General features: G+C 67.7%; 21 protein-coding genes. 2 read left to right on the plus strand and 19 right to left on the minus strand.

All coding sequences use genetic code 11. From position 1 onward, the window contains the following. Window positions 1-6 precede the first annotated feature (6 nt). The 14 genes from aroH to ACVXZ4_RS11070 all read right to left on the minus strand — a co-directional run bounded on the left by aroH (window position 7) and on the right by ACVXZ4_RS11070 (window position 11,840). Window positions 7-369: a chorismate mutase gene (gene aroH, locus ACVXZ4_RS11005; RefSeq protein ID WP_461794890.1), complete on the minus strand. Its 363-nt coding sequence runs from the start codon at window positions 367-369 to the stop codon at window positions 7-9. Next, a complete protein-coding gene (locus ACVXZ4_RS11010) occupies window positions 369-1,193 on the minus strand; it encodes a pseudouridine synthase (protein WP_461794891.1) in 825 nt (274 codons plus the stop codon). Before ACVXZ4_RS11010 ends, aroH begins: the two co-directional genes overlap by 1 nt. Then, on the minus strand, window positions 1,183-1,770 hold the full coding sequence (scpB, locus tag ACVXZ4_RS11015; RefSeq protein ID WP_461794892.1) for an SMC-Scp complex subunit ScpB: 588 nt from the start codon (window positions 1,768-1,770) through the stop codon (window positions 1,183-1,185). Before scpB ends, ACVXZ4_RS11010 begins: the two co-directional genes overlap by 11 nt. Before the next feature lies 1 nt (window position 1,771). Further along, a complete protein-coding gene (locus ACVXZ4_RS11020; protein ID WP_461794893.1) occupies window positions 1,772-2,617 on the minus strand; it encodes a segregation and condensation protein A in 846 nt (281 codons plus the stop codon). Further along, the gene (locus ACVXZ4_RS11025; RefSeq protein WP_461794894.1) at window positions 2,601-3,491 is read right to left on the minus strand and encodes a ParA family protein; all 891 of its coding nucleotides are present in this window, start codon (window positions 3,489-3,491) and stop codon (window positions 2,601-2,603) included. Before ACVXZ4_RS11025 ends, ACVXZ4_RS11020 begins: the two co-directional genes overlap by 17 nt. 600 nt (window positions 3,492-4,091) lie before the next feature. After that, window positions 4,092-5,042 (minus strand): site-specific tyrosine recombinase XerD, encoded by a 951-nt coding sequence (gene xerD, locus ACVXZ4_RS11030; RefSeq protein WP_461797963.1) that lies wholly within the window; start codon window positions 5,040-5,042, stop codon window positions 4,092-4,094. Next, entirely contained in the window at window positions 5,017-5,661 is a 645-nt protein-coding gene (locus ACVXZ4_RS11035) for an NUDIX domain-containing protein (protein ID WP_461797964.1), read from the minus strand. The genes xerD and ACVXZ4_RS11035 overlap by 26 nt, the downstream gene beginning before the upstream one ends. A 2-nt stretch (window positions 5,662-5,663) precedes the next feature. Then, a complete protein-coding gene (locus ACVXZ4_RS11040; protein ID WP_461797965.1) occupies window positions 5,664-7,373 on the minus strand; it encodes a CTP synthase in 1,710 nt (569 codons plus the stop codon). A 64-nt stretch (window positions 7,374-7,437) separates the two neighbouring features. After that, complete coding sequence (locus tag ACVXZ4_RS11045) at window positions 7,438-8,196, minus strand: SseB family protein (RefSeq protein WP_461797966.1); 759 nt, start codon at window positions 8,194-8,196, stop codon at window positions 7,438-7,440. An 11-nt stretch (window positions 8,197-8,207) separates the two neighbouring features. Then, window positions 8,208-8,957: a bifunctional 1-(5-phosphoribosyl)-5-((5-phosphoribosylamino)methylideneamino)imidazole-4-carboxamide isomerase/phosphoribosylanthranilate isomerase PriA gene (gene priA / locus ACVXZ4_RS11050; RefSeq protein WP_461794895.1), complete on the minus strand. Its 750-nt coding sequence runs from the start codon at window positions 8,955-8,957 to the stop codon at window positions 8,208-8,210. Window positions 8,958-8,986: 29 nt separating this feature from the next. Continuing rightward, complete coding sequence (gene hisH / locus ACVXZ4_RS11055; RefSeq protein ID WP_461794896.1) at window positions 8,987-9,619, minus strand: imidazole glycerol phosphate synthase subunit HisH; 633 nt, start codon at window positions 9,617-9,619, stop codon at window positions 8,987-8,989. Window positions 9,620-9,621: 2 nt separating this feature from the next. Next, complete coding sequence (hisB, locus tag ACVXZ4_RS11060) at window positions 9,622-10,227, minus strand: imidazoleglycerol-phosphate dehydratase HisB (RefSeq protein WP_461794897.1); 606 nt, start codon at window positions 10,225-10,227, stop codon at window positions 9,622-9,624. Further along, window positions 10,224-11,366 carry a histidinol-phosphate transaminase gene (locus ACVXZ4_RS11065; protein ID WP_461794898.1) on the minus strand — a complete coding sequence of 381 codons (1,143 nt, stop codon included), beginning with the start codon at window positions 11,364-11,366 and terminating at the stop codon, window positions 10,224-10,226. Before ACVXZ4_RS11065 ends, hisB begins: the two co-directional genes overlap by 4 nt. Window positions 11,367-11,432: 66 nt before the next feature. Then, window positions 11,433-11,840 (minus strand): LysM peptidoglycan-binding domain-containing protein, encoded by a 408-nt coding sequence (locus ACVXZ4_RS11070; RefSeq protein ID WP_461794899.1) that lies wholly within the window; start codon window positions 11,838-11,840, stop codon window positions 11,433-11,435. 322 nt (window positions 11,841-12,162) lie between these two features. Between ACVXZ4_RS11070 and lexA the strand changes: the two genes are divergently transcribed. Further along, complete coding sequence (gene lexA, locus ACVXZ4_RS11075; protein ID WP_461797967.1) at window positions 12,163-12,882, plus strand: transcriptional repressor LexA; 720 nt, start codon at window positions 12,163-12,165, stop codon at window positions 12,880-12,882. 446 nt (window positions 12,883-13,328) lie between these two features. Here lexA and metE read toward each other — a convergent pair whose 3' ends face one another. The 3 genes from metE to hflX all read right to left on the minus strand — a co-directional run bounded on the left by metE (window position 13,329) and on the right by hflX (window position 18,392). Beyond that, on the minus strand, window positions 13,329-15,644 hold the full coding sequence (gene metE, locus ACVXZ4_RS11080; RefSeq protein WP_461794900.1) for a 5-methyltetrahydropteroyltriglutamate--homocysteine S-methyltransferase: 2,316 nt from the start codon (window positions 15,642-15,644) through the stop codon (window positions 13,329-13,331). Then, window positions 15,641-16,639: a methylenetetrahydrofolate reductase gene (locus ACVXZ4_RS11085; RefSeq protein WP_461794901.1), complete on the minus strand. Its 999-nt coding sequence runs from the start codon at window positions 16,637-16,639 to the stop codon at window positions 15,641-15,643. The genes metE and ACVXZ4_RS11085 overlap by 4 nt, the downstream gene beginning before the upstream one ends. A gap of 208 nt (window positions 16,640-16,847) precedes the next feature. Continuing rightward, window positions 16,848-18,392: a GTPase HflX gene (gene hflX / locus ACVXZ4_RS11090; protein ID WP_461794902.1), complete on the minus strand. Its 1,545-nt coding sequence runs from the start codon at window positions 18,390-18,392 to the stop codon at window positions 16,848-16,850. A 42-nt stretch (window positions 18,393-18,434) separates the two neighbouring features. On the opposite strand from hflX, the gene ACVXZ4_RS11095 reads away from it, so the two are divergent. Then, window positions 18,435-19,043 carry a class I SAM-dependent methyltransferase gene (locus ACVXZ4_RS11095; protein WP_461794903.1) on the plus strand — a complete coding sequence of 203 codons (609 nt, stop codon included), beginning with the start codon at window positions 18,435-18,437 and terminating at the stop codon, window positions 19,041-19,043. 156 nt (window positions 19,044-19,199) lie between these two features. On the opposite strand, the gene dapF is transcribed toward ACVXZ4_RS11095, so the two are convergent. After that, complete coding sequence (dapF, locus tag ACVXZ4_RS11100) at window positions 19,200-20,075, minus strand: diaminopimelate epimerase (RefSeq protein WP_461794904.1); 876 nt, start codon at window positions 20,073-20,075, stop codon at window positions 19,200-19,202. Further along, window positions 20,068-20,979: a tRNA (adenosine(37)-N6)-dimethylallyltransferase MiaA gene (gene miaA, locus ACVXZ4_RS11105; RefSeq protein WP_461794905.1), complete on the minus strand. Its 912-nt coding sequence runs from the start codon at window positions 20,977-20,979 to the stop codon at window positions 20,068-20,070. Before miaA ends, dapF begins: the two co-directional genes overlap by 8 nt. Window positions 20,980-20,984 lie beyond the last annotated feature (5 nt).

Raw genomic sequence — 20,984 nt, forward strand, 5'->3', positions numbered from 1 at the left:
CATTGCTTACTGGGCGAGATCGAGCCGCAGCGCGACCGCGCCGCGCAGGTAGGTGTGCACGATGTACTTGCGGGGAGTGTCCGACTCCACCAGTGCCATCAGGCGGATGACGCGCGGCATCGATCCCGCGACATCCATCTCCACCGCGCACATCAGCGGCACGTCACCGAGACCGAGCTCGCGTGCCGCGAGGGCCGGGAATTCGCTGGTGATGTCGGGAGTGGCGGTGAACATCACCGAGATCAGCGCCTCGGTGTCGATCTCGTTCGCGTGAAGGGTCTTCGACAGCAGTTCGGCGGTGGCGTGCATCACCTCTGTGCGGTCGTCCTTGTCGAGCTGGATCGCCCCGCGGATCGCCCGAACCGCCATCAGTCCGCCCCCTCGGAGTCGGCCTCGACGGGAGCGGATGTCGCGTCGCGCGAGATCGTCAGCAGCGCGCCGAGCTCGGCCTTCGTGAGGTCGCGGATGTCGCCGGCGGCGAGGGATCCGAGATGCAGCGGACCGAACTGCCGACGCACGAGATCGATCACCGGATGGCCGACCTCCTCGAGCATCCGCCGCACGATGCGGTTGCGCCCGGAGTGCAGGGTGATCTCGACGATGGTCTCGCGAGCGCCGGCCTGGCCGACGATGCGTGCCTTGTCGGCCGCGATCGGGCCGTCCTCGAGGTCGATACCGCTGGTGAGCGCGGCGATGGTCTGGGGAGAGACCCTGCCCTCCACCTTGGCGATGTAGGTCTTCATCACGCCGAACGACGGATGCGCGAGCACGTGCGCGAGCTCGCCGTCGTTGGTGAGGATGAGCAGGCCGGAGGTCTGGGCGTCGAGCCTCCCGACGTTGAAGAGGCGCTCATCGAAGCGGGAGACGAAGCGCTGCAGATCCGGACGGCCGCGGTCATCCTGAAGCGAGGAGACGATTCCCACCGGCTTGTTGAGCATGAGGTAGCGGCGCGAGGTGTCGAGTTGGATGGCGACCCCGTCGACCCAGACGAGATCCGTCGGCAGCACGCGGCGCCCGAGCTCGGTGACGACCTCGCCGTTCACTTCGACGCGCCCGGCCTCGATCATGTTCTCCGAGACACGACGGGAGGCGACCCCCGCAGCCGCCATGAGCTTCTGCAGGCGCACGCCGTCGTCGGAGGCCGGCGACGCTTCGGCGGCGTTCTCAGAGGACTCGTGTTCGTCAGAGGACATCGGCGAAACCGTCCGATCCGTCGGAGAGCAGCGGCGAGATCGCCGGAAGCTCGTCGATCGAGTTGATGCCCAGCTGGGCGAGGGTGAGGTCGGTGGTGGCGTAGTGGATTGCGCCGGTCTCGCTGTCGGTGAAGGCCTCGGTGATGAGACCGCGGCCGAGAAGTGTGCGCACGACCGAATCCACGTTGACGGCGCGGATGGAGGCGATCGCACCGCGGCTGATCGGCTGCTTGTAGGCGATCACGGCGAGAGTCTCCAGTGCGGCCTGCGACAGACGCGTGGGGTTCTGGGTGAGAACGAAGTCGCGCACGACGTCGTCATACTCGCCGCGCACATAGATGCGCCATCCGCCGCCGACCTCACGCAGCTCGAAGCCGCGACGGATGCTCGCCCCCTCATGCCCGTCGTAGTCGGCGACGAGCCGCTCGATGGACTGCCGCACTGCCGCGACGGGCACGCCCAGCGCGGTCGCGAGCGAGACGAGGGTTTGCGGTTCGTCCGCGATCATCAGGATCGCCTCGATGCCCCGTTCCACATCCACGGGGGCGGTCGCGGTGACCGGTGTTTCGTCCAGCATGTCAATTTCCATAGTCTGATCCCAGGCTCGCGAGGTTGTCTTCCGACCAGTGTTCGGCCGTCCAGCGCACGGTGAGTTCGCCGAGCGGCTCGAGCTGTTCGAAGGCGAGGGATGCGCCGCGGTAGAGCTCGAGAATCGCGAGGAATCGCGCCACGATCACGCCCTTCTGCTCGACGCCGGCGATGAGCTGGCGAAAAGTCATCGGCTCACCGCGGCGCAGGAGTGCGACGACGTGAGCAGCCTGCTCCCGGATGCTGACCAGCGGCGCATGCAGGTGATCGAGCCCGACGGTGGGAAGCTCGCGCGGCGCGAAGGCCAGAGCGGCGAGGGCCGCGAAGTCCTCGAGGCTCAGGGTCCAGACGAGCTCCGGCGTCTGCTTGCGGAACTTCTCCTCCAGCCGCACGGTGCGCACGTGTCGGGTGGACTCCGCGTCGAACTGGGCCGAGAACCAGGTCGTCACCTCCTTGAACGCCCGATACTGCAGCAGGCGAGCGAAGAGCAGGTCGCGCGCCTCGAGCAGCGCGACATCCTCGGCATCCACCAGCTCGCCCTGGGGAAGAAGACCGGCGACCTTGAGGTCGAGGAGGGTCGCCGCGACGACAAGGAACTCGCTCGCCTGATCGAGCTCCGTGTCGGTGTCGAGCTGCTTGAGGTAGGCGATGAACTCGCCGGTGACGATGCTGAGCGAGATCTCGGTGATGTCGAGTTCGTGCTTGCCGATGAGGGAGAGCAGAAGGTCGAACGGTCCGCTGAAGTTGCTCAGGCTCACCGAGAAGCCGGAGGCATCTGATGCCTCTGCGGCGACCGCTTTCTCAGGCGACCTGGCTTTCTCAGGCGACCGCGCCACGGGCGATCAACTCTCTTGCCAGCTGGCGGTAGGCCCCGGCAGCCGCGTGATCGGGGGCGAACTGGGTGATCGGGGTGCCGGAGACGCTCGCATCCGGGAACTTCACGGTGCGCCCGATCACGGTCTCGAAGACGCGGTCGCCGAAGGTCTCGACAACCCGCTCGAGCACCTCGCGGGAGTGCAGGGTGCGGGAGTCGTACATCGTGGCGAGGATGCCGTCGAGCTGCAGGGCCGGGTTGAGGCGATCCTTCACCTTGTCGATGGTCTCCACGAGCAGGGCGACCCCGCGAAGCGCGAAGAACTCGCACTCGAGCGGAATGAGCACCCCGTGGGCGGCCGTGAGGGCGTTGACGGTGAGAAGGCCGAGGGAGGGCTGGCAGTCGATGAGGATCACGTCGTACTCGCCGCTGACCTGGCGGAGCACTCGCGCGAGGATCTGCTCGCGGGCCACCTCGTTGACCAGGTGCACTTCGGCGGCAGAGAGGTCGATGTTTGCGGGGATCACGTCGAGACCGGGAGTCGAGGTCGTGCGGATCGCCTGGTGGGCATCCTTCACGGTGCCGAGCATGAGGTCGTAGATGTTCGAGCCCTCGTGGCTCGGCACGCCGAGCCCGGCAGACAGGGCGCCCTGCGGGTCGAAGTCGACGGCGAGCACCCGGCGGCCGTAGCCGGCGAGCGAGGCACCGAGGCTGATCGCGGTCGTGGTCTTGCCGACGCCGCCCTTCTGGTTGCAGAGGGCGATGATGCGGGCGGGTCCGTTGGATGCCAGCACCGGCGGCTCGGGAAATGCGGTGAGCGGGCGACCGGTCGGGCCATTCACGACCCGGTCGAAACCGGGGAGTTCCTCAGCCGATTTGTCCCGCTTCGCTGTCATCCCGACATTCCTTACCCTTATGTCACCGGCCGCTGCCGATGCTGACGATTCTATCGATGGCGCGTGCCTCGCCCGGTCAGACTCGCCCGGTCAGACTCGCCACGTCCGGCGCGCGCGGTGGCGCGCCCGCCGGTGGCGGGACGGGTGTGTGCGGCACGCGGGACGGCTGTGTGCGGCACGCGGGACGGCTGTATGCGGCACGCGGGTGTCGGCGTATCACCCGCTCGGCCGCACCCGGTGATCCGTCGCAAACGGCTCCCTCGCTGGCCCACGGCAGCAGTTTGTGGCGGATGGATGCCGGATGGATGCCGGACCGGACGAGTGTCGCCCGGCGGCCGCTCGGCGGCACCCGGTGATCCGTCGCAAACTGCTCCCTCGCTGGCCCACGGCAGCAGTGTGTGGCGGATGGATGCCGGATGGATGCCGGACCGGACGAGTGTCGCCCGGCGGCCGCTCGGCGGCACCCGGTGATCCGTCGCAAACTGCTCCCCGGCGGCGCCAGGGCAGCCGCTTGTGACGGGTGACGTGGCAACGGGCCGCTCCGCCCCGCCGCCCCGCGCCGGCCGCGCGGCCCCCCGGCGGCGCCGCGCTCCCCCGGCGTCAGCGGGCGCGCGGATGAGCCGTCGTGTACATGTCGCGCAGGGTGTCGGCCGTCACCAGGGTGTAGATCTGCGTCGTGGCGACTGAGGAGTGCCCGAGCAACTCCTGCACGACGCGCACATCGGCGCCGCCGGCGAGCAGATGCGTCGCGAACGAGTGGCGGAACGTGTGAGGCGAGATCTCGAAACCGAGCTTCGCCTGCTCCGCCCGCGCGCGGATGATCAGCCAGGCGTTCTGCCGCGACACCCGCTGCCCTCGGATGCCGAGAAAGAGCGCGGGGGTCGACGTGCCCCTGGTGGAGAGCAGCGGCCGCGCCCGCACGAGGTAGGCATCGATGGCGGCTCGGGCATAGGAACCGAGCGGCACGATGCGTTGCTTCCCGCCCTTGCCGAACAGGCGCACCACATCGACGCTCGCACCCTCCGTGCCGATCACGTCGTCCACATTGAGGTCGACGGCCTCGGAGATGCGGGCACCGGTGGCGTACAGCAGCTCGAGCAGCGCGCGGTCGCGCAGGGACTGCAGGTCGTCCCCGGACGCGGCGTCCAGCACGGCGGTCATCTGCTCGATGGTGATGGCCTTCGGAAGGCGGCTCGCGAGCTTCGGCGGGGTCACCTCGGCCGCGACATCCGTCGCCACCAGTCCCTCGTCGAGCAGGAAGCGGTGCAGACTGCGCACCGACGACAGCATTCGCGCCAGGGAGGATGCCGTCAGCGGCTTCTCGCCGCGGGTGCGCAGGTGCTGCGCGAAGGCCGAGACATCGGCGAGAGAGATGCCCTCCGGAGTCGTGACCTCGCGCTTCTTGAGCAACTTAACGTAGGCCGCGAGGTCCCGCCGATAGGCCGAGACCGTGTTCTTCGACAACCCGCGCTCGATCGACACGTGCCGCAGGTAGCGGTCGATCGACCGTTCGAGCGGGGTGCTCTCAGTCACGGCTGCGGAGCTTCGGATGGCGCGGCCAGGGGGCGTCGGCGGCTCCGAGGCTCGCCCAGCCGCCGGCCCGCGAGGCGAACGCCGTGAGCACGGCGATGGAGAGGATCGAGTTGCCGACAGTGCGGCCGAGCACCGCGGCGACGACGTCGTCGAGCGGAGCCCAGCGCTTCTCGATGTCCGACTCCTCGTCGGTGCGTTCGAAGGTCTCGCCGGACGCACTCAGGCCGCGAGCGAGATAGATGCGGATGGCCTCGTTGCTGCCGCCGGGCGTGGAGTAGAAGTCGCTCAGCAGGTGCCATTCACCGGCCACGACATCCGCCTCTTCGGCGAGTTCGCGCATCGCGCCGACGACTGGCGGCTCACCGTCGATGTCGAGCAGTCCGGCGGGAATCTCCCATTCACGCGTTCCGATGGCGTGACGGTACTGGCGAATGAGCAGCACTCGGTCCTGGTCGTCCAGGGCGAGGATGGCCACCGCGCCGGTGTGATCGACGTATTCGCGGGTGATGGTCTCGACCGGCACCGCGTCACCGTATTCGAAAACGTCGCGCCGGATATTCCATACGATGCCGGGATAGACGATCTCACTCGATACCACGGTGACGGGGTAGACCTCGTCGGCGAGCGGCTCTGCCATGGTCACGCGTCCTGGACGGTGAACAGGCGGGTGGCCTCCTGGCGCTCGAGGGCGGCGGCGACGAGCCCCTGGAAGAGCGGATGCGCGCGGTTGGGTCGCGAGCGAAGTTCCGGGTGCGCCTGCGTGCCGACGTAGTAGGGGTGCACGTCGCGCGGGAGCTCGACGAACTCCACGAGATGACGGTCGGGGGAGACTCCGGAGAAGTCGAGTCCGGCCGCCGCGATCTGCGCGCGGTAGGCGTTGTTGACCTCGTAGCGGTGACGGTGGCGCTCTTCGACGCGAGCGGATCCGTAGACGCCCGCGACGATCGACCCCTCGGCGAGGTCCGCGGGGTAGAGACCGAGGCGCATCGTGCCGCCGAGGTCTCCCCCGGCGATGATCTCCACCTGCTCCGCCATCGTCGCGATCACCGGGAACTCGGTCTCCGGGTCGAATTCCGAGGAGGATGCCCCGCTGAGCCCGACCACGTTGCGCGCGTACTCGATCACCATGCACTGGAGCCCCAGGCAGAGTCCGAGCACCGGGATGCCGTTCTCGCGCGCGAACTTGAGCGCCCCGAGCTTGCCCTCGATGCCGCGCACGCCGAATCCTCCCGGCACGCAGATGCCGTCGACGTCCGAGAGCAGGCGCGCCGCGCCCTCCGGAGTCTCGCATTCGTCCGACGGGATCCAGCGGATGAGCACTTTCGTCTGCTGGGCGAAGCCGCCGGCACGAAGCGCCTCGGTCACGGAGAGATAGGCGTCGGGGAGGTCGATGTACTTGCCGACGAGACCTATGGTCACCTCGTGCTTCGGCTGGTGCACCGCGGTGAGGAGGTCCTTCCAGCCCGACCAGTCCACCTCGTCGGCCTCGAGCCCGAAATGGTCGATGATGTAGGCGTCGAGCCCCTGGTCGTGGAGCATCGTGGGGATGTCGTAGATCGACGGCACGTCGATCGCGTTGACGACGGCCTGCTCGTCCACGTCGCACATGAGCGCGATCTTGCGCTTGTTGGACTCGGAGACCGGCCGGTCGGACCGCAGCACCAGGGCATCCGGCTGGATACCGATGGAGCGAAGGGCCGCGACGGAGTGCTGGGTGGGCTTGGTCTTCTGCTCCCCGGACGCACCGAGGTAGGGCACGAGTGACACGTGTACGAAGAAGACGTTGCTTCGGCCGAGCTCGTGGCGCACCTGGCGGGCGGCCTCGATGAACGGCTGGGACTCGATGTCGCCGACGGTGCCGCCGACCTCGGTGATGATGACGTCGGGCTTGCCCGTGCCCATATAGCCGGTCTCGCTGGCCTGCAGCCGCATCCGGCGCTTGATCTCGTCGGTGATGTGCGGGATGACCTGCACCGTGTCGCCGAGGTACTCGCCGCGGCGCTCCTTCGCGATCACGGTGGAGTAGATCTGGCCGGTGGTGACGTTCGCGGCCTGATTGAGGTTGATGTCGAGGAAGCGCTCGTAGTGGCCGATGTCGAGGTCGGTCTCGGCCCCGTCGTCGGTCACGAAGACCTCGCCGTGCTGGAACGGGTTCATCGTGCCCGGATCCACGTTGAGATACGGGTCGAGCTTCTGCATGACGACGCGGAGTCCGCGGGCCGTGAGGAGGTTTCCGAGACTGGCTGCCGTGAGTCCCTTACCGAGACTCGAAACGACCCCACCAGTGACGAAGATGTGCTTGGTTGTGTCCGCGTTTTGTTTGTTCACCACGGGGTTACAGCTTATCAGTGGCTCAGCGTCGAAAACGGCCCGGAGCTCGCCCCAGTTCGATCAATATCACGCCCCTGCACTTCTACGCCCCGGCGGTACCGAGTCGCACCGCGAGGGAGTCGACCCCGGCGGCGATCGCCTCGCTCGCCGCCCAGCGCGACTGCAGGCGCGCAAGCACGGCATCCAGCTCGACCCGGTCGAGACCGGGCAGCAGGGCGAGGTGCACCACGAGTTCGGGACCGGCGAGCCGGGCATCCGGGTCCCCGGGTTCGAGGCGGACGGAGGTGACGGCGGATTCCCCGGCGATGGCTGCCTGGAATTGCTCGAGCAGCCCGGAGTCGAGGTAGCTCGGAATCCACGGTTGCGACTGCGCGATCGCCCACAGCGCCGGCCGGCGGATCACGAACTCGGTCGCCGAGGTCGGGTCGAGCACCACGAGCTCCGTGCCCTCACTCGCGGCGGCGAGGGCGACCCGCACGGCATCGGCCGGCACCGGTCGAGCCAGCGGCTTCCAGCGGCTCATGGCCTCGACCGAGCTGAAGACGGGCATCACATTGCGACCGTCGGGCCCAGCGACGGTCACGATGGACAGTTCGGCGCTCTTGTCGACGGTGTGGCCGTGTGCTCCGGCGCCGGATTCGCCGAGGTGCGCTACGAGCGGGATCAGCAGGCGCGATTCGCGCAGAGCGTCGACCACTGCGGCCTCTCCGACCTCCCGCTGAAGGAATCGGCCGAGAGCACGCGCCAGCGCGGCGGGCATCGACCCGTCGTCATTCGACGCGGGGCCGTGGCCGAAACTGCGCCCCTCCCAGGGCACACCGGCGGAATCGGACACGGTGATGCTCGATGCGCTCAGTCGGACGCGACCGAGAGCGCTTCGGCGAGGGTGAAGGCTTTGGCGTACAGCGCCTTACCCACGATGGCGCCCTCGATTCCGAGCGGCACGAGGTCGCGAAGCGCGGCGATATCGTCGAGATTGGAGATGCCACCCGAGGCGACGACCGGCCGGTCGGTGCGCTCGGCGACCGACCGCAACAGCTCGAGATTCGGACCCTGCAAAGTGCCGTCCTTGGTGACATCCGTCACGACATACCGCGCGCAGCCGGCGGCCTCGAGGCGATCGAGCACCTCGAAGAGATCCCCGCCGTCCTTTGTCCAGCCGCGGGCGGCGAGGGTCGTGCCGCGCACGTCGAGACCCACCGCGATGAGCTCCCCGAACTTCGCGATCGCCTGGGCAGCCCAGTCTGGGTTCTCCAGCGCCGCGGTGCCGAGGTTGATGCGCTTCGCACCGGTCTCGAGGGCCGCTTCGAGGCTCGCGTCGTCACGGATGCCACCGGACAGTTCGATGAGCGCGTCGCCTCCGACTCGCTTGATCACCGAGCGGATCGCCTCGTGGTTGTTGCCCCGGCCGAACGCGGCGTCGAGGTCGACGAGGTGGATCCACTCCGCGCCCTGCGAGGTCCAATCGGCCGCGGCATCCACCGGGTCGCCGTAGCTCGTCTCGCTGCCGGCCTCCCCCTTGGTCAGTCGCACGGCCTGGCCGTCGGCGACATCGATCGCCGGCAGCAGCACGAGTTTTGGAGTGGAGGCGAGGTCGCTCATCGGGTCATTTCTGGTGGGGGACGGGAGGATTACAGGGATTCGAGCCAGTTGGAGAGCAACCGGATACCCGGCCCCCCCGACTTCTCCGGGTGGAACTGGGTGGCGCTCAGCGGCCCGTTCTCTACCGCCGCAAGGAACCGGCTACCGTGCTCGGCCCAGGTGAGCCTGGGCTCGGGGAAGGGCGGCATCACGTCGAGGGTCCACTCGGTGGCGGCGTAGGAGTGCACGAAATAGAAACGTTCATCGGCGATGCCGTCGAACAGTACCGAGTCCGCCGGGGCCTCGAGGGTGTTCCACCCCATGTGGGGAAGGATCGGCGCGTCGAGCTCGGTGATGACCCCGGGCCACTGGTCGAGACCCTCGGTCTCCACTCCCCGCTCGACACCGCGGCCGAAGAGCACCTGCATGCCCACGCAGATACCGAGCACCGGCTTGCCCCCGGCCAGCCGGCGGTCGACGAGTTCTCCGCCGTGAACCGACTCCAGCGCCGACATCACCGCGGAGAATGCACCGACACCCGGCACGAGCAGGCCGTCCGCCGCAAGAACCCGAGAGCGATCGGCGGTGAGTTCGACATCGGCTCCCGCAGCCTCGAGTGCTTTCGCGGCCGAGTGCACGTTGCCGCTGCCGTAGTCGAGCACGACGACGGAAGGGCGACTCATGGTCAGAGCGCGCCCTTGGTGGACGGGATGCCCGTGACCCGGGCATCCGGCTCGACGGCGGTGCGCAGGGCGCGCGCGAAAGCCTTGAACTCTGCCTCGGCGATGTGGTGCGGATCACGGCCACTCAGCACCGTGATGTGCACGGTGAGTCCCGCGTTGAAGCTGATGGCTTCGAAGACGTGGCGCACCATCGATCCGGTGAAGTGGCCGCCGATGAGGTGGAACTCGAAGCCCGCGGGCTCGCCGCTGTGCACGAGGTACGGTCGGCCCGAGACATCCACCACTGCCTGCACCAGGGCCTCGTCGAGGGGCACGAGCGCGTCACCGTAGCGGGCGATCCCTGCCTTGTCGCCGAGCGCGTCCTTGATGGCCTTGCCGAGCACGATCCCGATGTCTTCGACGGTGTGGTGCACGTCTATCTCGGTGTCGCCGCTGGCCCGCACGGTGAGGTCGATGAGCGAGTGCTTCGAGAACGCGGTGAGCAGGTGATCGTAGAACGGCACCGAGGTCTGGATGTCGGACACACCCGTGCCGTCGAGGTCGAGCGACAGGTCGATGCTCGACTCGCTCGTCTCACGCTGGAGGTGTGCGACGCGCTGGGGGCTCATGCGCCAATCCTACCGAGAGCGTCTGCGCCGTCATCCGTGCCGTTACCCCCTGTGACCGCACCGGGATCGCCGAGGGATCCGAGGGCAGCGAGGAAGGCGGAGGTCTCCGCCGCCGTGCCCGCCGTGACACGCAGGTGGTGGGGGATCCCGATATCGCGGATGATGATGTCCTGTTCGAGTAGGGCCTCGAAGACTGCGTGCGGGTCGTCCACTCCCCCGAACAAGACGAAGTTTGCCCAACTGCGCCAGACCGGGTACCCCAGCCGCGGAAGCTCCTCGAGCAGGCGGTCGCGCTGGGCCTTGATGTCGTCGACCATCGCCAGCATCTCGTCGCTGTGGGCGAGCGCGGCGATCGCCGCCGCCTGGGTGAGGGCGGAGAGGTGGTAGGGCAGGCGCACGAGGCGGAGCGCGTCGGCGATCGCGGGATCGGCCGCGAGATAGCCAAGGCGAGCCCCGGCGAACGCGAACGCCTTGCTCATGGTGCGGGAGACGATCAGTCGCTCCCGGCCCTCGAGCAGGCTGAGTGCGGTGGGCAATTCCGCCGGCGCGAATTCCGCGTAGGCCTCGTCCACCACGACGATGCCGTCGGTCGCGTCGTAGGCCGCGACGATCGTCTCGAGCGACAGCGGCGTACCGGTGGGGTTGTTGGGAGAGCAGAAGAACACGATGTCAGGAGTTGTCTTCCGGATCCATTCGACCGCCGTCTGCGGGGAGATCTCGAAAGCGTCATCCCTTTCGCCGGCAATCCAGGTCGTGCCAGTGCCGGACGCGATGATCGAGTGCATCGAGTAGGTGGGCGGGAAGCCGAGGACGCTCCGGCCCGGACCTCCGAAGGCCTGGAGGATCTGCTGGAGCACCTCGTTTGAGCCGTTCGCCGCCCAGATGTTGTCCCGGGTGAGCCCGCACCCGAGGTAGCCGGCGAGGCTGTCACGGAGCTCCGTGAACTCGCGGTCCGGGTAGCGGTTCACCCCGAGCACGGCGGCGGCGAGGGCCGTCACGATGTCCGTGGCCACCGCTTCGGGGATCGGATGGGTGTTCTCGTTGACGTTCAGGCGGATCCGCACCTGCTCCTGCGGTGCACCGTAGGGGGTGAGGCCGCGCAGGTCGTCACGGATGGGCAGATCGTCGAGGGAAACCACTCGTCAATTTTAGGGGTGCGGGTGAGGAGTGGCCCTGCTCGTCGTCAGCGGGCCGTTCGGCATCTCTCAGTGGGAATACTTGAGCGGTACTGCCAGACTCTGGCCCGGCTGCACTTCGGCGCTGTTCAGCTGGTTGAGCTGCACGATGTCGGACACGACATCCCGCGGGTCGGATGATGGCGCGATCTCCCCGGCTAGCTGCCACAGGCTCTCGCCCGGCTGCACCGTCACGTGTTCGAATACGACCGACGAAGCATCCGCGCCGGCCGCTGCTCCACCACCGTTCACGGCGAATCCGACAGCAGCGATCACGAGGGGGGCAGCCACGACCAACGTGAGAAGCGCATACCCGCGGCGAGTGATGCGCAAATGCGAGGGACGAGCGGAGTCGAGGCGCGGGGTGACCTCGGAGCGCGTGGCACTGATCCGGGCGGGGGTGCTGAAACGCGCCGTGCTCATGACTGCTGTACTCATCGTGCTGCCTTCCGTGTCGTGCTCTGCACCTACAGGGTTTTCGTATCCGACACTCGGCCGGGAGTGCCGGATACGAAGCTTTGTTCCGAACATACCTTCGAAGTAGTGGGAATTCAAGCTCCGTCTTCGACTTTCTCGGGAATGGATCCGCAACACACTCGAACAGGTGTTTGTTTCGAGCCTGAAACGTGGATACAGTTTCGATTGTCTGGAGATCAGACAACCAGCAGCCACCGACATTGCCGCAATGGCGGTCGAAGCAGCTCGGCGAAGTGCGGTTCCAGATAGTCGGTTCCCCGAAAGCAGGAGTGAGATGAGCGAGATGGATTCAGGCGAGGCCAGCACGCCGGCACGAGGTGCGCGCGAAGCCGGGCCCCTGCAGGAGAAGCCCGGCACACGCCGCCGAAAAAGCCTGAGTGACAAGCAGCTCGCCATCCTCGACTTCATCCAGCGCGCTGTCGCCACCCGCGGCTACCCGCCGAGCATGCGTGAGATCGGGGATGCCGTCGGGCTCTCGTCACTGTCGAGCGTGACCCATCAGCTCAACCAGCTCGAGCTCAGCGGGTACCTGCGACGCGACCCCAACCGGCCGCGTGCGCTCGAGGTGCTCATCGACATCCAGCAGGAGGAGGGCGCGGTCGTCTCCGACAACCCGACTCCGATCGGTGACGCAGCCATGGTGCCTCTCGTCGGTCGGATCGCCGCCGGCATCCCGATCACGGCCGAAGAGATGGTGGACGAAGTGTTCCCTCTCCCCCGCCAGCTCGTGGGCAAGGGTGAACTCTTCATGCTCAAGGTCGTCGGGGATTCGATGATCGACGCGGCGATCTGCGATGGCGACTGGATCGTCGTGCGCCAGCAGAAGAACGCGGAGAACGGCGACATCGTCGCGGCGATGCTCGACGAGGAGGCGACGGTCAAGGTGTTCCAGCAGCGTGATGGCCACACCTGGCTGCTGCCGCGCAACACCGCGTTCGCGCCGATCCTCGGCGACTACGCCGAGCTGCTCGGCAAGGTAGTCGCGGTGCTGCGCTCCGTCTGAGGCAGCTCGGTCCGGGGCGCAGACTCCCGCCCCGAAACCGGGCTTAAACGGACCAGGCGGGTCGGCGCGCCCGCCCGGAGTGTCCGAGAGTGCCCTGGTTCGGTTCACATCGACGCCGGGCCCGACCGATCGCACATCCGACGCAGCCCGCAGCCGGACCTACCGAACCGCAAGGTCGAGTCGTCGCGGGGATCTTCGGCAGGCAGTTTGCCCTTCGAGACCCTCGCGGATCTTCTCCCGGGGGCTTGAACACCTCGCGGCGGGAGACGCAACTCCCGCCACGACGCCCGTGCTCCTCCGCGAGCGACCGGAAGGCGACTCGGCGCGGCTGCACTCCCCCACCGAAGCGGGGCCATCGCGGACCAACCGGGCCGGCGTGCCGGCCCGGAGTGTCCGCGATGGCCCCGGTTACGAAGAAAAGAAGAAGCGCGGAGGAAGCCGCTCCGCTAGTGCGCGTGCACCCGTTCGCGCACGGCACGCGTCGCAGCGACGACGTTCGTGAGCGACGCGACAGTCTCGTCGTATCCGCGGGTCTTGAGGCCACAGTCCGGGTTCACCCACACCTGGCGGTTCGGAATCGAACCGAGCGCGATCTCGATGAGGTCGGTGACCTCCTCGACCGACGGCACCCGCGGGGAGTGGATGTCGTAGACGCCCGGGCCGATCCCGCGACCGAAGCCACTGCGCTGGATGTCGGGAACGACCTCCATCTTCGACCGGGCAGCCTCGATGGACGTGACGTCCGCATCCAGGTTGTCGATGGCGTCGATGACCACGCCGAACTCGGAGTAACACAGGTGGGTGTGGATCTGCGTCTTCGGCTCGACACCCGCCGTCGCGAGACGGAACGACCGCACCGACCAGTCGAGGTAGGCCGGCTGGTCGGCCTTCTTCAGCGGCAGCAGCTCGCGCAGCGCCGGCTCATCGACCTGGATGATGCCGATGCCTGCAGCCTCGAGGTCCTCGATCTCGTCCCGGAGGGCGAGGGCGACCTGGTTGGCGGTCTCCCCCAGCGGCTGGTCGTCGCGCACGAAGCTCCAGGCCAGGATGGTGACCGGCCCGGTGAGCATGCCCTTGACCGGCTTCTCGGTGAGGCTCTGCGTGTAGGCGGACCACTCGACCGTGATCGGTGCCTCGCGCGCGACATCGCCCCACAGAATAGACGGGCGCGTACAGCGGCTGCCGTAGGACTGCACCCAGCCGTTCTGCGTCACGGCGAATCCGTCGAGGTGCTCCGCGAAGTATTGCACCATGTCGTTGCGCTCGGGCTCGCCGTGCACGATCACATCGATGCCGATCTCCTCCTGGAGTTCGACCACACTGCGGATCTCCGCCTTGAGGAAGTCGATGTACTCGTTCTCGCTGATCTCCCCCTTCGCGTTGGCCGCGCGGGCTTTGCGGATGTCACCGGTCTGCGGAAATGAACCGATGGTCGTCGTCGGCAGGAACGGCAGGTTGAGCGCGGCATCCTGGGCTGCGAGCCGCTCGGCGTAGTCGCCGCGACCGAAGTCGGCCTCGGTGAGGGCGGCGGCGCGGGCACGGACGTCGCCGTCGCGCACACCAGGTGCGACCCGGCGGTCGGCGAGGGCTGCGGATGCCGCGTCGAGCTCTCCCTGGATCGCGGATGCCCCGTGGGTGAGTCCCTGCGCGAGGGTGGCGATCTGCGCGACCTTCTGGTCGGCGAAAGCCAGCCAGCTCTTGAGGCGGTCGTCGAGGAAGGGCTCGTCCGCCACGTCGTGCGGAGTGTGGAACAGGCTCGTCGATGAGGTGACGGCGACACTCGGCGACAGCGCCTTCAGCGCCTCGAGGGTGCCGAAGGCTGCGGCGAGGTCCCCGCGCCAGATGTTGTGCCCGTCGATGACGCCACCGACCAGGGTCTTCTCGGTGTGGAATCCCTCCGGGAGGGAACCCTTGACGAGGTCGAGGCCGATCGCTTCGATCGGCGTCGAGTCGAGCACCGGCAACGCGTCGTCGAGGCTGCCGTAGGGAGCGGCCACGAAGATCTGCGGGCGGACCGCGACGCCACCGAGCGCGTCGTAGGCTCGCTTGGTGGCCGCGAGCACCTGGTCGCGCGGGACCTCGATCGACTCGCTCACGAGAGCGGGTTCGTCGAGCTGTACCCACTCCGCTCCGACGGCGGTGAGCGCGGCGAGTAGCTCGGCGTAGACCGGCAACACGTCGTCGAGCCGATCGAGCGGCTGGTAGCCCTCCGGAGAGGTTTCGCTCGCTTTGCTGAGCAGCAGGAAGGTCACCGGGCCCACGATCACCGGGCGCGTGCGGAATCCGCTGGTGGTGGCTTCGGCGACCTCGCGCACGAGGCGGTCGGATGCGAGGTGGAAGTCGGTCTCCGGGCCGATCTCCGGCACGAGGTAGTGGTAGTTCGAGTCGAACCACTTGGTCATCTCGGCGGGGGTGTTGTTGCCCTCACCCCGGGCGATCGTGAAGTAGCCGGCGAGGTCGACGGTGCCGTCGGCGGCGACGAGGGAGGCGAAACGGGTGGGAACGGCACCGACGGTGACCGCGGCATCCAGCATCTGGTCGTAGAACGAGAAGGCCTCGGGGATCGACGAATCGGTCGCGCCCAGACCGAGGGAGACCAGGCGCTCGCGCGTGACGCGGCGCAACTCGGCTGCGGTCGCCTCGAGCTCCTCGGCGGTGGTCTTGCCCGCCCAGAACGACTCGACGGCCTTCTTGAGCTCGCGGCGACGGCCGATCCGGGGGTAGCCCAAGATGCTGCCGGTGGGGAATGAGGGGGTCGTCATACGGATTCCTTGAGGTTGGGTGATTCTGGTGAGGTCAGCCCGGCGATGAGACCGACTCCGTCGAGAACGGACAGTACGGCCCGGTGCTGGTTGAAAGTGTAGAGGTGGAGGCCCGGCGCGCCCCCGGCGAGGATCTCGAGGGAGAGCGACACGGCATGCTCAACTCCGATGTCCCTCTGCTCGTCGGCCGAGTCCGAGGCGTGAAGGCGGCGGGAGAGCTCCTCCGGCCGGCGCTCGCCGGTGAGTTCGAGGATGCGTTCGAGCCGCGTCGGCGTGGTGGCGGGCATCAGCCCGGGCAGGATCGGGATCGTGACTCCGGCCGCTCGCGCCTCGTCGACGAATCCGAGGTAGTCCTCCGCGTGGAAGAAGAGCTGGGTGATGGCAACCGTGGCGCCGGAGACCTGCTTGGCGAGCAGGGTGTCGATGTCCTGGTTCGAACGTTTCGAGCGCGGATGCCCATTCGGGAAGGCCGCGACGGCCACCCGCACCTTCTGGCGGGTCGAGGGGATGGATCCACCCCCGGAGGCGCTGCGCGACGGAAGCGTCGCATACTGGGCCCGTTCGGTCTGCACCCGGTGGATGAGCTGAACGAGCTCGGACGCACTCCCGAGGTCGCCGAGGAAGTGGTCCCCCTCGACGGCACCGCGTGGAGGGTCGCCACGGAGAGCGAGGAAACTGGTGATGCCCGCGTCGAGGAACTCCCGCACAAGGCGATTCGCCTCGAAGTGGGAGGAGCCGACGCAAGTGAGGTGGGCGAGCGGATGCACGGAGGTCTGTTCGAGGATGTAGCGCAACACCTCGAGTGAACTCTCGCGAGACGATCCGTTGGCCCCATAGGTGACCGACATGAAGTCCGGGCCAACGGACGCGAGCTGTTGGATCGTGTCCCAGAGCGTGTGCGCCGCAGCCTCGTTACGCGGCGGGAACAGCTCGAATGAGAACGGGATGCGAGCGCTCGCAACAGTGCTCTCGCCGGAGCTGTCGGGAGCGGGCACAGTCTGGTCCTCGAGGGTTCACAACGGCGGGAGAGTGGCCCGAGGGCCCACTGCACCGCCGTATCGCACGGATGCGAAGCCGATCGGCTCCTGTGGGCGGATGCCGGGCTCGGCTGTCGCTCCATCGACCGGATTCAGGGATGAATTCACCGTTCGACGTGTTTTCAGCCTAGCAACCCGACCCGCTGCGAGAAGAAGTGTTACGCCGTCAGACGATGGCCGCGGGCTCGGCGACCACGAAGGGACGCAGCGCCGCCGCGTGTTCCTCCGTGACGAGTACCGAGATCCGGGTGCCCCCTTCGACATAGTCCGTCGACACGATTCGCGCATGGTCATGGAGAGAGGAGATCACCTCTCCCCGGTCGTAGGGCACGAGAAGGTCGAGTTCGATCGACGGTGCGGGCAGCGTGCGGGCGATCGCGGCGAGGATGTCCTCGATGCCCTCACCGGTACGCGCCGATGCGAAGATCGCCTTCGGCTCGAGCCCACGAAGCACGAGTCGCTGGCTGTCATCGAGGAGGTCGCTCTTGTTGAAGACCACGATCTCCGGGATATGCCGGGCCTCGACCTCGCCGATCACGTCTCGAACGGTGGCGAGCTGGCTCGCCGGGTCGGGGTGGGATCCGTCGACGACATGGAGGATGACATCCGAGTCGGCGATCTCCTCGAATGTCGAGCGGAACGCCTCGACCAGCTGGTGGGGCAGGTTTCGCACGAAACCGACGGTGTCGGTGAGCGTGTAGGCCTGGCCCTCCTCTGTCTCGTTCTTACGCACAGCGGTGTCGAGGGTCGCGAACAGCGCGTTTTCCACGAGAGCCCCGGCACGGGTGATGCGGTTGAGCAGCGACGACTTGCCGGCGTTGGTGTACCCCGCGATGGCGACGGAGGGCACGGAGTTGCGGTTGCGGTTCGCGCGCTTTGCCTCACGAGCGGGCTTGAAGGCCAGGATCTGCTTCTTGAGCCGGGACATGCGGGTGTGGATGCGGCGGCGATCGAGCTCGATCTTCGTCTCACCCGGGCCACGGCTGCCCATGCCGTTTCCGGCGCCCACCTGGCCACCGGCCTGGCGAGACATCGATTCACCCCAGCCGCGGAGGCGGGGAAGAAGGTATTCGAGTTGCGCGAGTTCGACCTGGGCCTTGCCCTCGCGGCTCTTGGCATGCTGGCTGAAGATGTCGAGGATCACGGCGGTGCGGTCGATGACCTTGACCTTCACGACATCCTCGAGCGCGCGCCTCTGGCTGGGGGCGAGCTCGCTGTCGACGATCACGGTGTCCGCACCGACGCTGGCGACGACATCCCGCAGCTCGATGGCCTTGCCCTTGCCGAAGAAGGTGCTGGGGTCCGGTGTGGCCCGACGCTGCAGAAGGCCGTCGAGCACCGTCGCCCCGGCCGTCTCTGCCAGCGCGAACAGTTCGCGCATCGAATTCTCGGCCTCTTCGGTGTTTCCCTGGCTGTAGATGCCGATCAGCACGACGCGCTCGATGCGCAGCTGCCGATACTCGACCTCGGTGACATCCTCGAGCTCGGTCGAGAGCCCGGCGACGCGTCTCAGCGCCTGGCGGTCTTCTCGGTCGAACTGGTCGCCGTCGGAATTCGACTCCACCCCGCGGCTCTGAAGAGCCTGCGCACTGCCGTTCATCGCGTTTCCGCTGCCGAACAGCGTGTACCCGGCCGACTTGCTCGCGGCTCTCGCCAGCACGCGGCTGACGGCATCGTCATCCTCGTGTGCTGCTGTTTCAGGTTCAATCATCTGGTTAACCCTAGCTCCTCGTATTTCGATAGGTTTCTCTGCATGGCCACTGAGCATTACTTCTCTGAATTGCCCGAGAGTGAGCTCAAGTACCGCCAGATCAACGTCGAGCTCGGTGGCCAGCCCTTTGCGCTGACGACGTCGAACGGCATCTTCAGTCCGGAACGGATAGACGCCGGAACCCAGGTTCTGCTCGCCAACACTCCCCCGGCTCCACCCGGTGGCAACCTGCTCGACCTCGGCTGCGGATGGGGACCGATCGCCCTCACCCTCGCCCTCCAGTCGCCGCACGCGACCGTGTGGGCGGTCGATGTGAACACCCGCGCCCTCGAGCTGGTGCGGCGCAACGCCGACTCGCTGGGTATTACCAACATCAACGCGGTGACCCCCGAAGATGTTCCCGCCGACGTGGGCTTCATGACGATCCGGTCCAACCCGCCCATCCGGGTCGGCAAGAACGAGCTGCACGGGATGCTCGAGTTCTGGCTGCCCCGCCTCGAGCCGGAGTCCGAGGCCTGGCTCGTCGTGCAGCGCAATCTCGGCTCGGACTCCCTTCACCGCTGGCTCGAAGGCTGGCTTCCCGTCGACTTCGCGGTGTCGCGCGCGGCCACGAACAAGGGCTATCGCGTGCTGAAGGTGCGGCGGCGGTAGCTCGGACTGACTCGGTCTCGCTCCCCACCAAGCCGCCGCCCGATCCAAAAACGGGTTCGTTCGGACTACGTCGCGTGGGCCAAGGGCGCGGAGCGCCCTACTCGACCAGCGTCGGGCGCGGAGCGCCCTACTCGACCAGCGTCGGGCCGGTCGATTTCAGTAGGTGAGATCGCCTTCGAAGACCAGCTCGGCCGGTCCGCTCAGCGAGACGTGCTCGCCGTCCTCAGCGGCCCACATCCGCACCCCGAGGGTTCCTCCCGGCACCTCGACGCGCCACTGGTTCGGAGCCCCGGCACCCGCCCAGTGCCGGGTCGCGAGAGCAGCCGCCGCCGCGCCAGTGCCGCAGGAAAGGGTCTCGCCACTGCCGCGCTCGTGCACTCGCATGCGGATGCGCCCTACGCCGTCCTTGACCAGCGGATCCATCGGCACGACGAACTCCACGTTCGCGCCATCCGTCGCCTCGGGTTCGAGCACGGGGATGAAGGTCAGGTCGGCGCTCTCGAGCTCTTCGTCGCTGGACAGGGCGACGACGACGTGGGGGTTGCCGACATTGATTCCGAGGCCGGGGCGCGCCACGGACAGGTTCTTGGCCCGAACAAGCGGCTCACCCCCCTCGAGCGACCAGCGGCCGAGGTCTACCTGGAACCCGGAGGAGTTGCGCTGGAGGTCCCGCACGCCGCTGCGCGTGCCGATGGGCAGGGTCTCCCCCTGACCGAGCGACGCGAGCCCGTTCTGCACCAGGAACCTGGCGAACACACGGATGCCGTTGCCGCACATCTCCGACACCGAGCCGTCGGCGTTGTGGTAGTCCATGAACCACTCCGCCGCCTCGTCCTCGGCGAGGGCTGCGGCACCCGCCGGCAGGTTCTTGGAGCGTACCGCCCGGATCACACCATCGCCGCCCACGCCGAAGTGGCGATCGGCGATGGCCGCGATCTGTGCCGCGGAGAGGACGATGAGGCCGTCGGGATCGGCGAAGAACACGAAATCGTTGCCGGTTCCGTGGCCCTTGGTGAAATGCAGGTCAGGCATGGTCCAAGAGTATCCGGCGGGCGGCCGCGACCCGGCCCGGGTCGTCCGAGTCGAGCCACTTCGTGTGCGGGTAGCGCCGGAACCACCCGACCTGCCGCCGGGCGTATTTGCGGGTGAGCACCCGGGTCTGCTCGATCGCATCCGGCTCGGTGATCGCCCCGTGCACTTGCGCAATCGCCTGCGCATAACCGATCGCCCTCGAGGCCGTCACGCCGAGACCGGCTCCCTCCAGGCGTCGAGCCTCGTCCACCAGGCCGTCGGACCACATGCGGGCGACCCGAGCGTCGAGGCGCTCGACCAGTAGCTCCCGGGGAGTGCTGAGCCCGATGGTCGTCGCGGGCATCCAGTAGTCCGATTCGGCGGGAAGGCCCGAACCGAACGGTGCCCCGGTCAGCTCGACCACCTCGAGGGCCCGCACGAGCCGACGACCGTTGTGCGGTCCGATCGCCGCCGCTGCAGCCGGATCAATCGCGACCAGGTCACGATGCAACAGTCCGGGGCCGCGGTCGAGCAACTCCTGCTCGATCCGGGCACGGATCGCCGGGTCGGTGCCCGGGAACTGGAAGTCATAGACCACCGACGAGACGTACAGGCCCGATCCCCCGACAAGGATCGGCACCGCATCGCGATCGAGGATGCCGCTGATCGCGGCCCGTGCCTCGGCCTGGTAGGCGGACACGCTCGCCTCCTCCCGCGGTTCGAGCACATCGAGGAGGTGGTGCGGGATGCCCCGCCGTTCATCCAGCGGCAGTTTGGCGGTGCCGATGTCCATGCCGCGATAGAGCTGCATCGCATCCGCGTTCACGATCTCCACCGCGCGACCCTCGGCACGGAGTAGATCGGCGAGGTCTAGCGACAGGCCGGACTTGCCGGTTCCCGTGGCCCCGACGATGACGATGAGCATCGCCG

The sequence above is a fragment of the Lacisediminihabitans sp. FW035 genome, from assembly GCF_054880895.1.

What these genes read in the sequence shown, in the direction of transcription:
- scpB (WP_461794892.1), bottom strand. Translation starts at nt 1,770, where the DNA reads ATGCTGGACGAAACACCGGTCACCGCGACCGCCCCCGTGGATGTGGAA.
- ACVXZ4_RS11010 (WP_461794891.1), bottom strand. Translation starts at nt 1,193, where the DNA reads ATGTCCTCTGACGAACACGAGTCCTCTGAGAACGCCGCCGAAGCGTCG.
- ACVXZ4_RS11070 (WP_461794899.1), bottom strand. Translation starts at nt 11,840, where the DNA reads ATGAGTACAGCAGTCATGAGCACGGCGCGTTTCAGCACCCCCGCCCGG.
- ACVXZ4_RS11025 (WP_461794894.1), bottom strand. Translation starts at nt 3,491, where the DNA reads ATGACAGCGAAGCGGGACAAATCGGCTGAGGAACTCCCCGGTTTCGAC.
- lexA (WP_461797967.1), top strand. Translation starts at nt 12,163, where the DNA reads ATGGATTCAGGCGAGGCCAGCACGCCGGCACGAGGTGCGCGCGAAGCC.
- ACVXZ4_RS11095 (WP_461794903.1), top strand. Translation starts at nt 18,435, where the DNA reads ATGGCCACTGAGCATTACTTCTCTGAATTGCCCGAGAGTGAGCTCAAG.
- ACVXZ4_RS11035 (WP_461797964.1), bottom strand. Translation starts at nt 5,661, where the DNA reads ATGGCAGAGCCGCTCGCCGACGAGGTCTACCCCGTCACCGTGGTATCG.
- miaA (WP_461794905.1), bottom strand. Translation starts at nt 20,979, where the DNA reads ATGCTCATCGTCATCGTCGGGGCCACGGGAACCGGCAAGTCCGGCCTG.
- priA (WP_461794895.1), bottom strand. Translation starts at nt 8,957, where the DNA reads ATGAGCGACCTCGCCTCCACTCCAAAACTCGTGCTGCTGCCGGCGATC.
- hisH (WP_461794896.1), bottom strand. Translation starts at nt 9,619, where the DNA reads ATGAGTCGCCCTTCCGTCGTCGTGCTCGACTACGGCAGCGGCAACGTG.
- hisB (WP_461794897.1), bottom strand. Translation starts at nt 10,227, where the DNA reads ATGAGCCCCCAGCGCGTCGCACACCTCCAGCGTGAGACGAGCGAGTCG.
- hflX (WP_461794902.1), bottom strand. Translation starts at nt 18,392, where the DNA reads ATGATTGAACCTGAAACAGCAGCACACGAGGATGACGATGCCGTCAGC.
- dapF (WP_461794904.1), bottom strand. Translation starts at nt 20,075, where the DNA reads ATGCCTGACCTGCATTTCACCAAGGGCCACGGAACCGGCAACGATTTC.
- metE (WP_461794900.1), bottom strand. Translation starts at nt 15,644, where the DNA reads ATGACGACCCCCTCATTCCCCACCGGCAGCATCTTGGGCTACCCCCGG.
- aroH (WP_461794890.1), bottom strand. Translation starts at nt 369, where the DNA reads ATGGCGGTTCGGGCGATCCGCGGGGCGATCCAGCTCGACAAGGACGAC.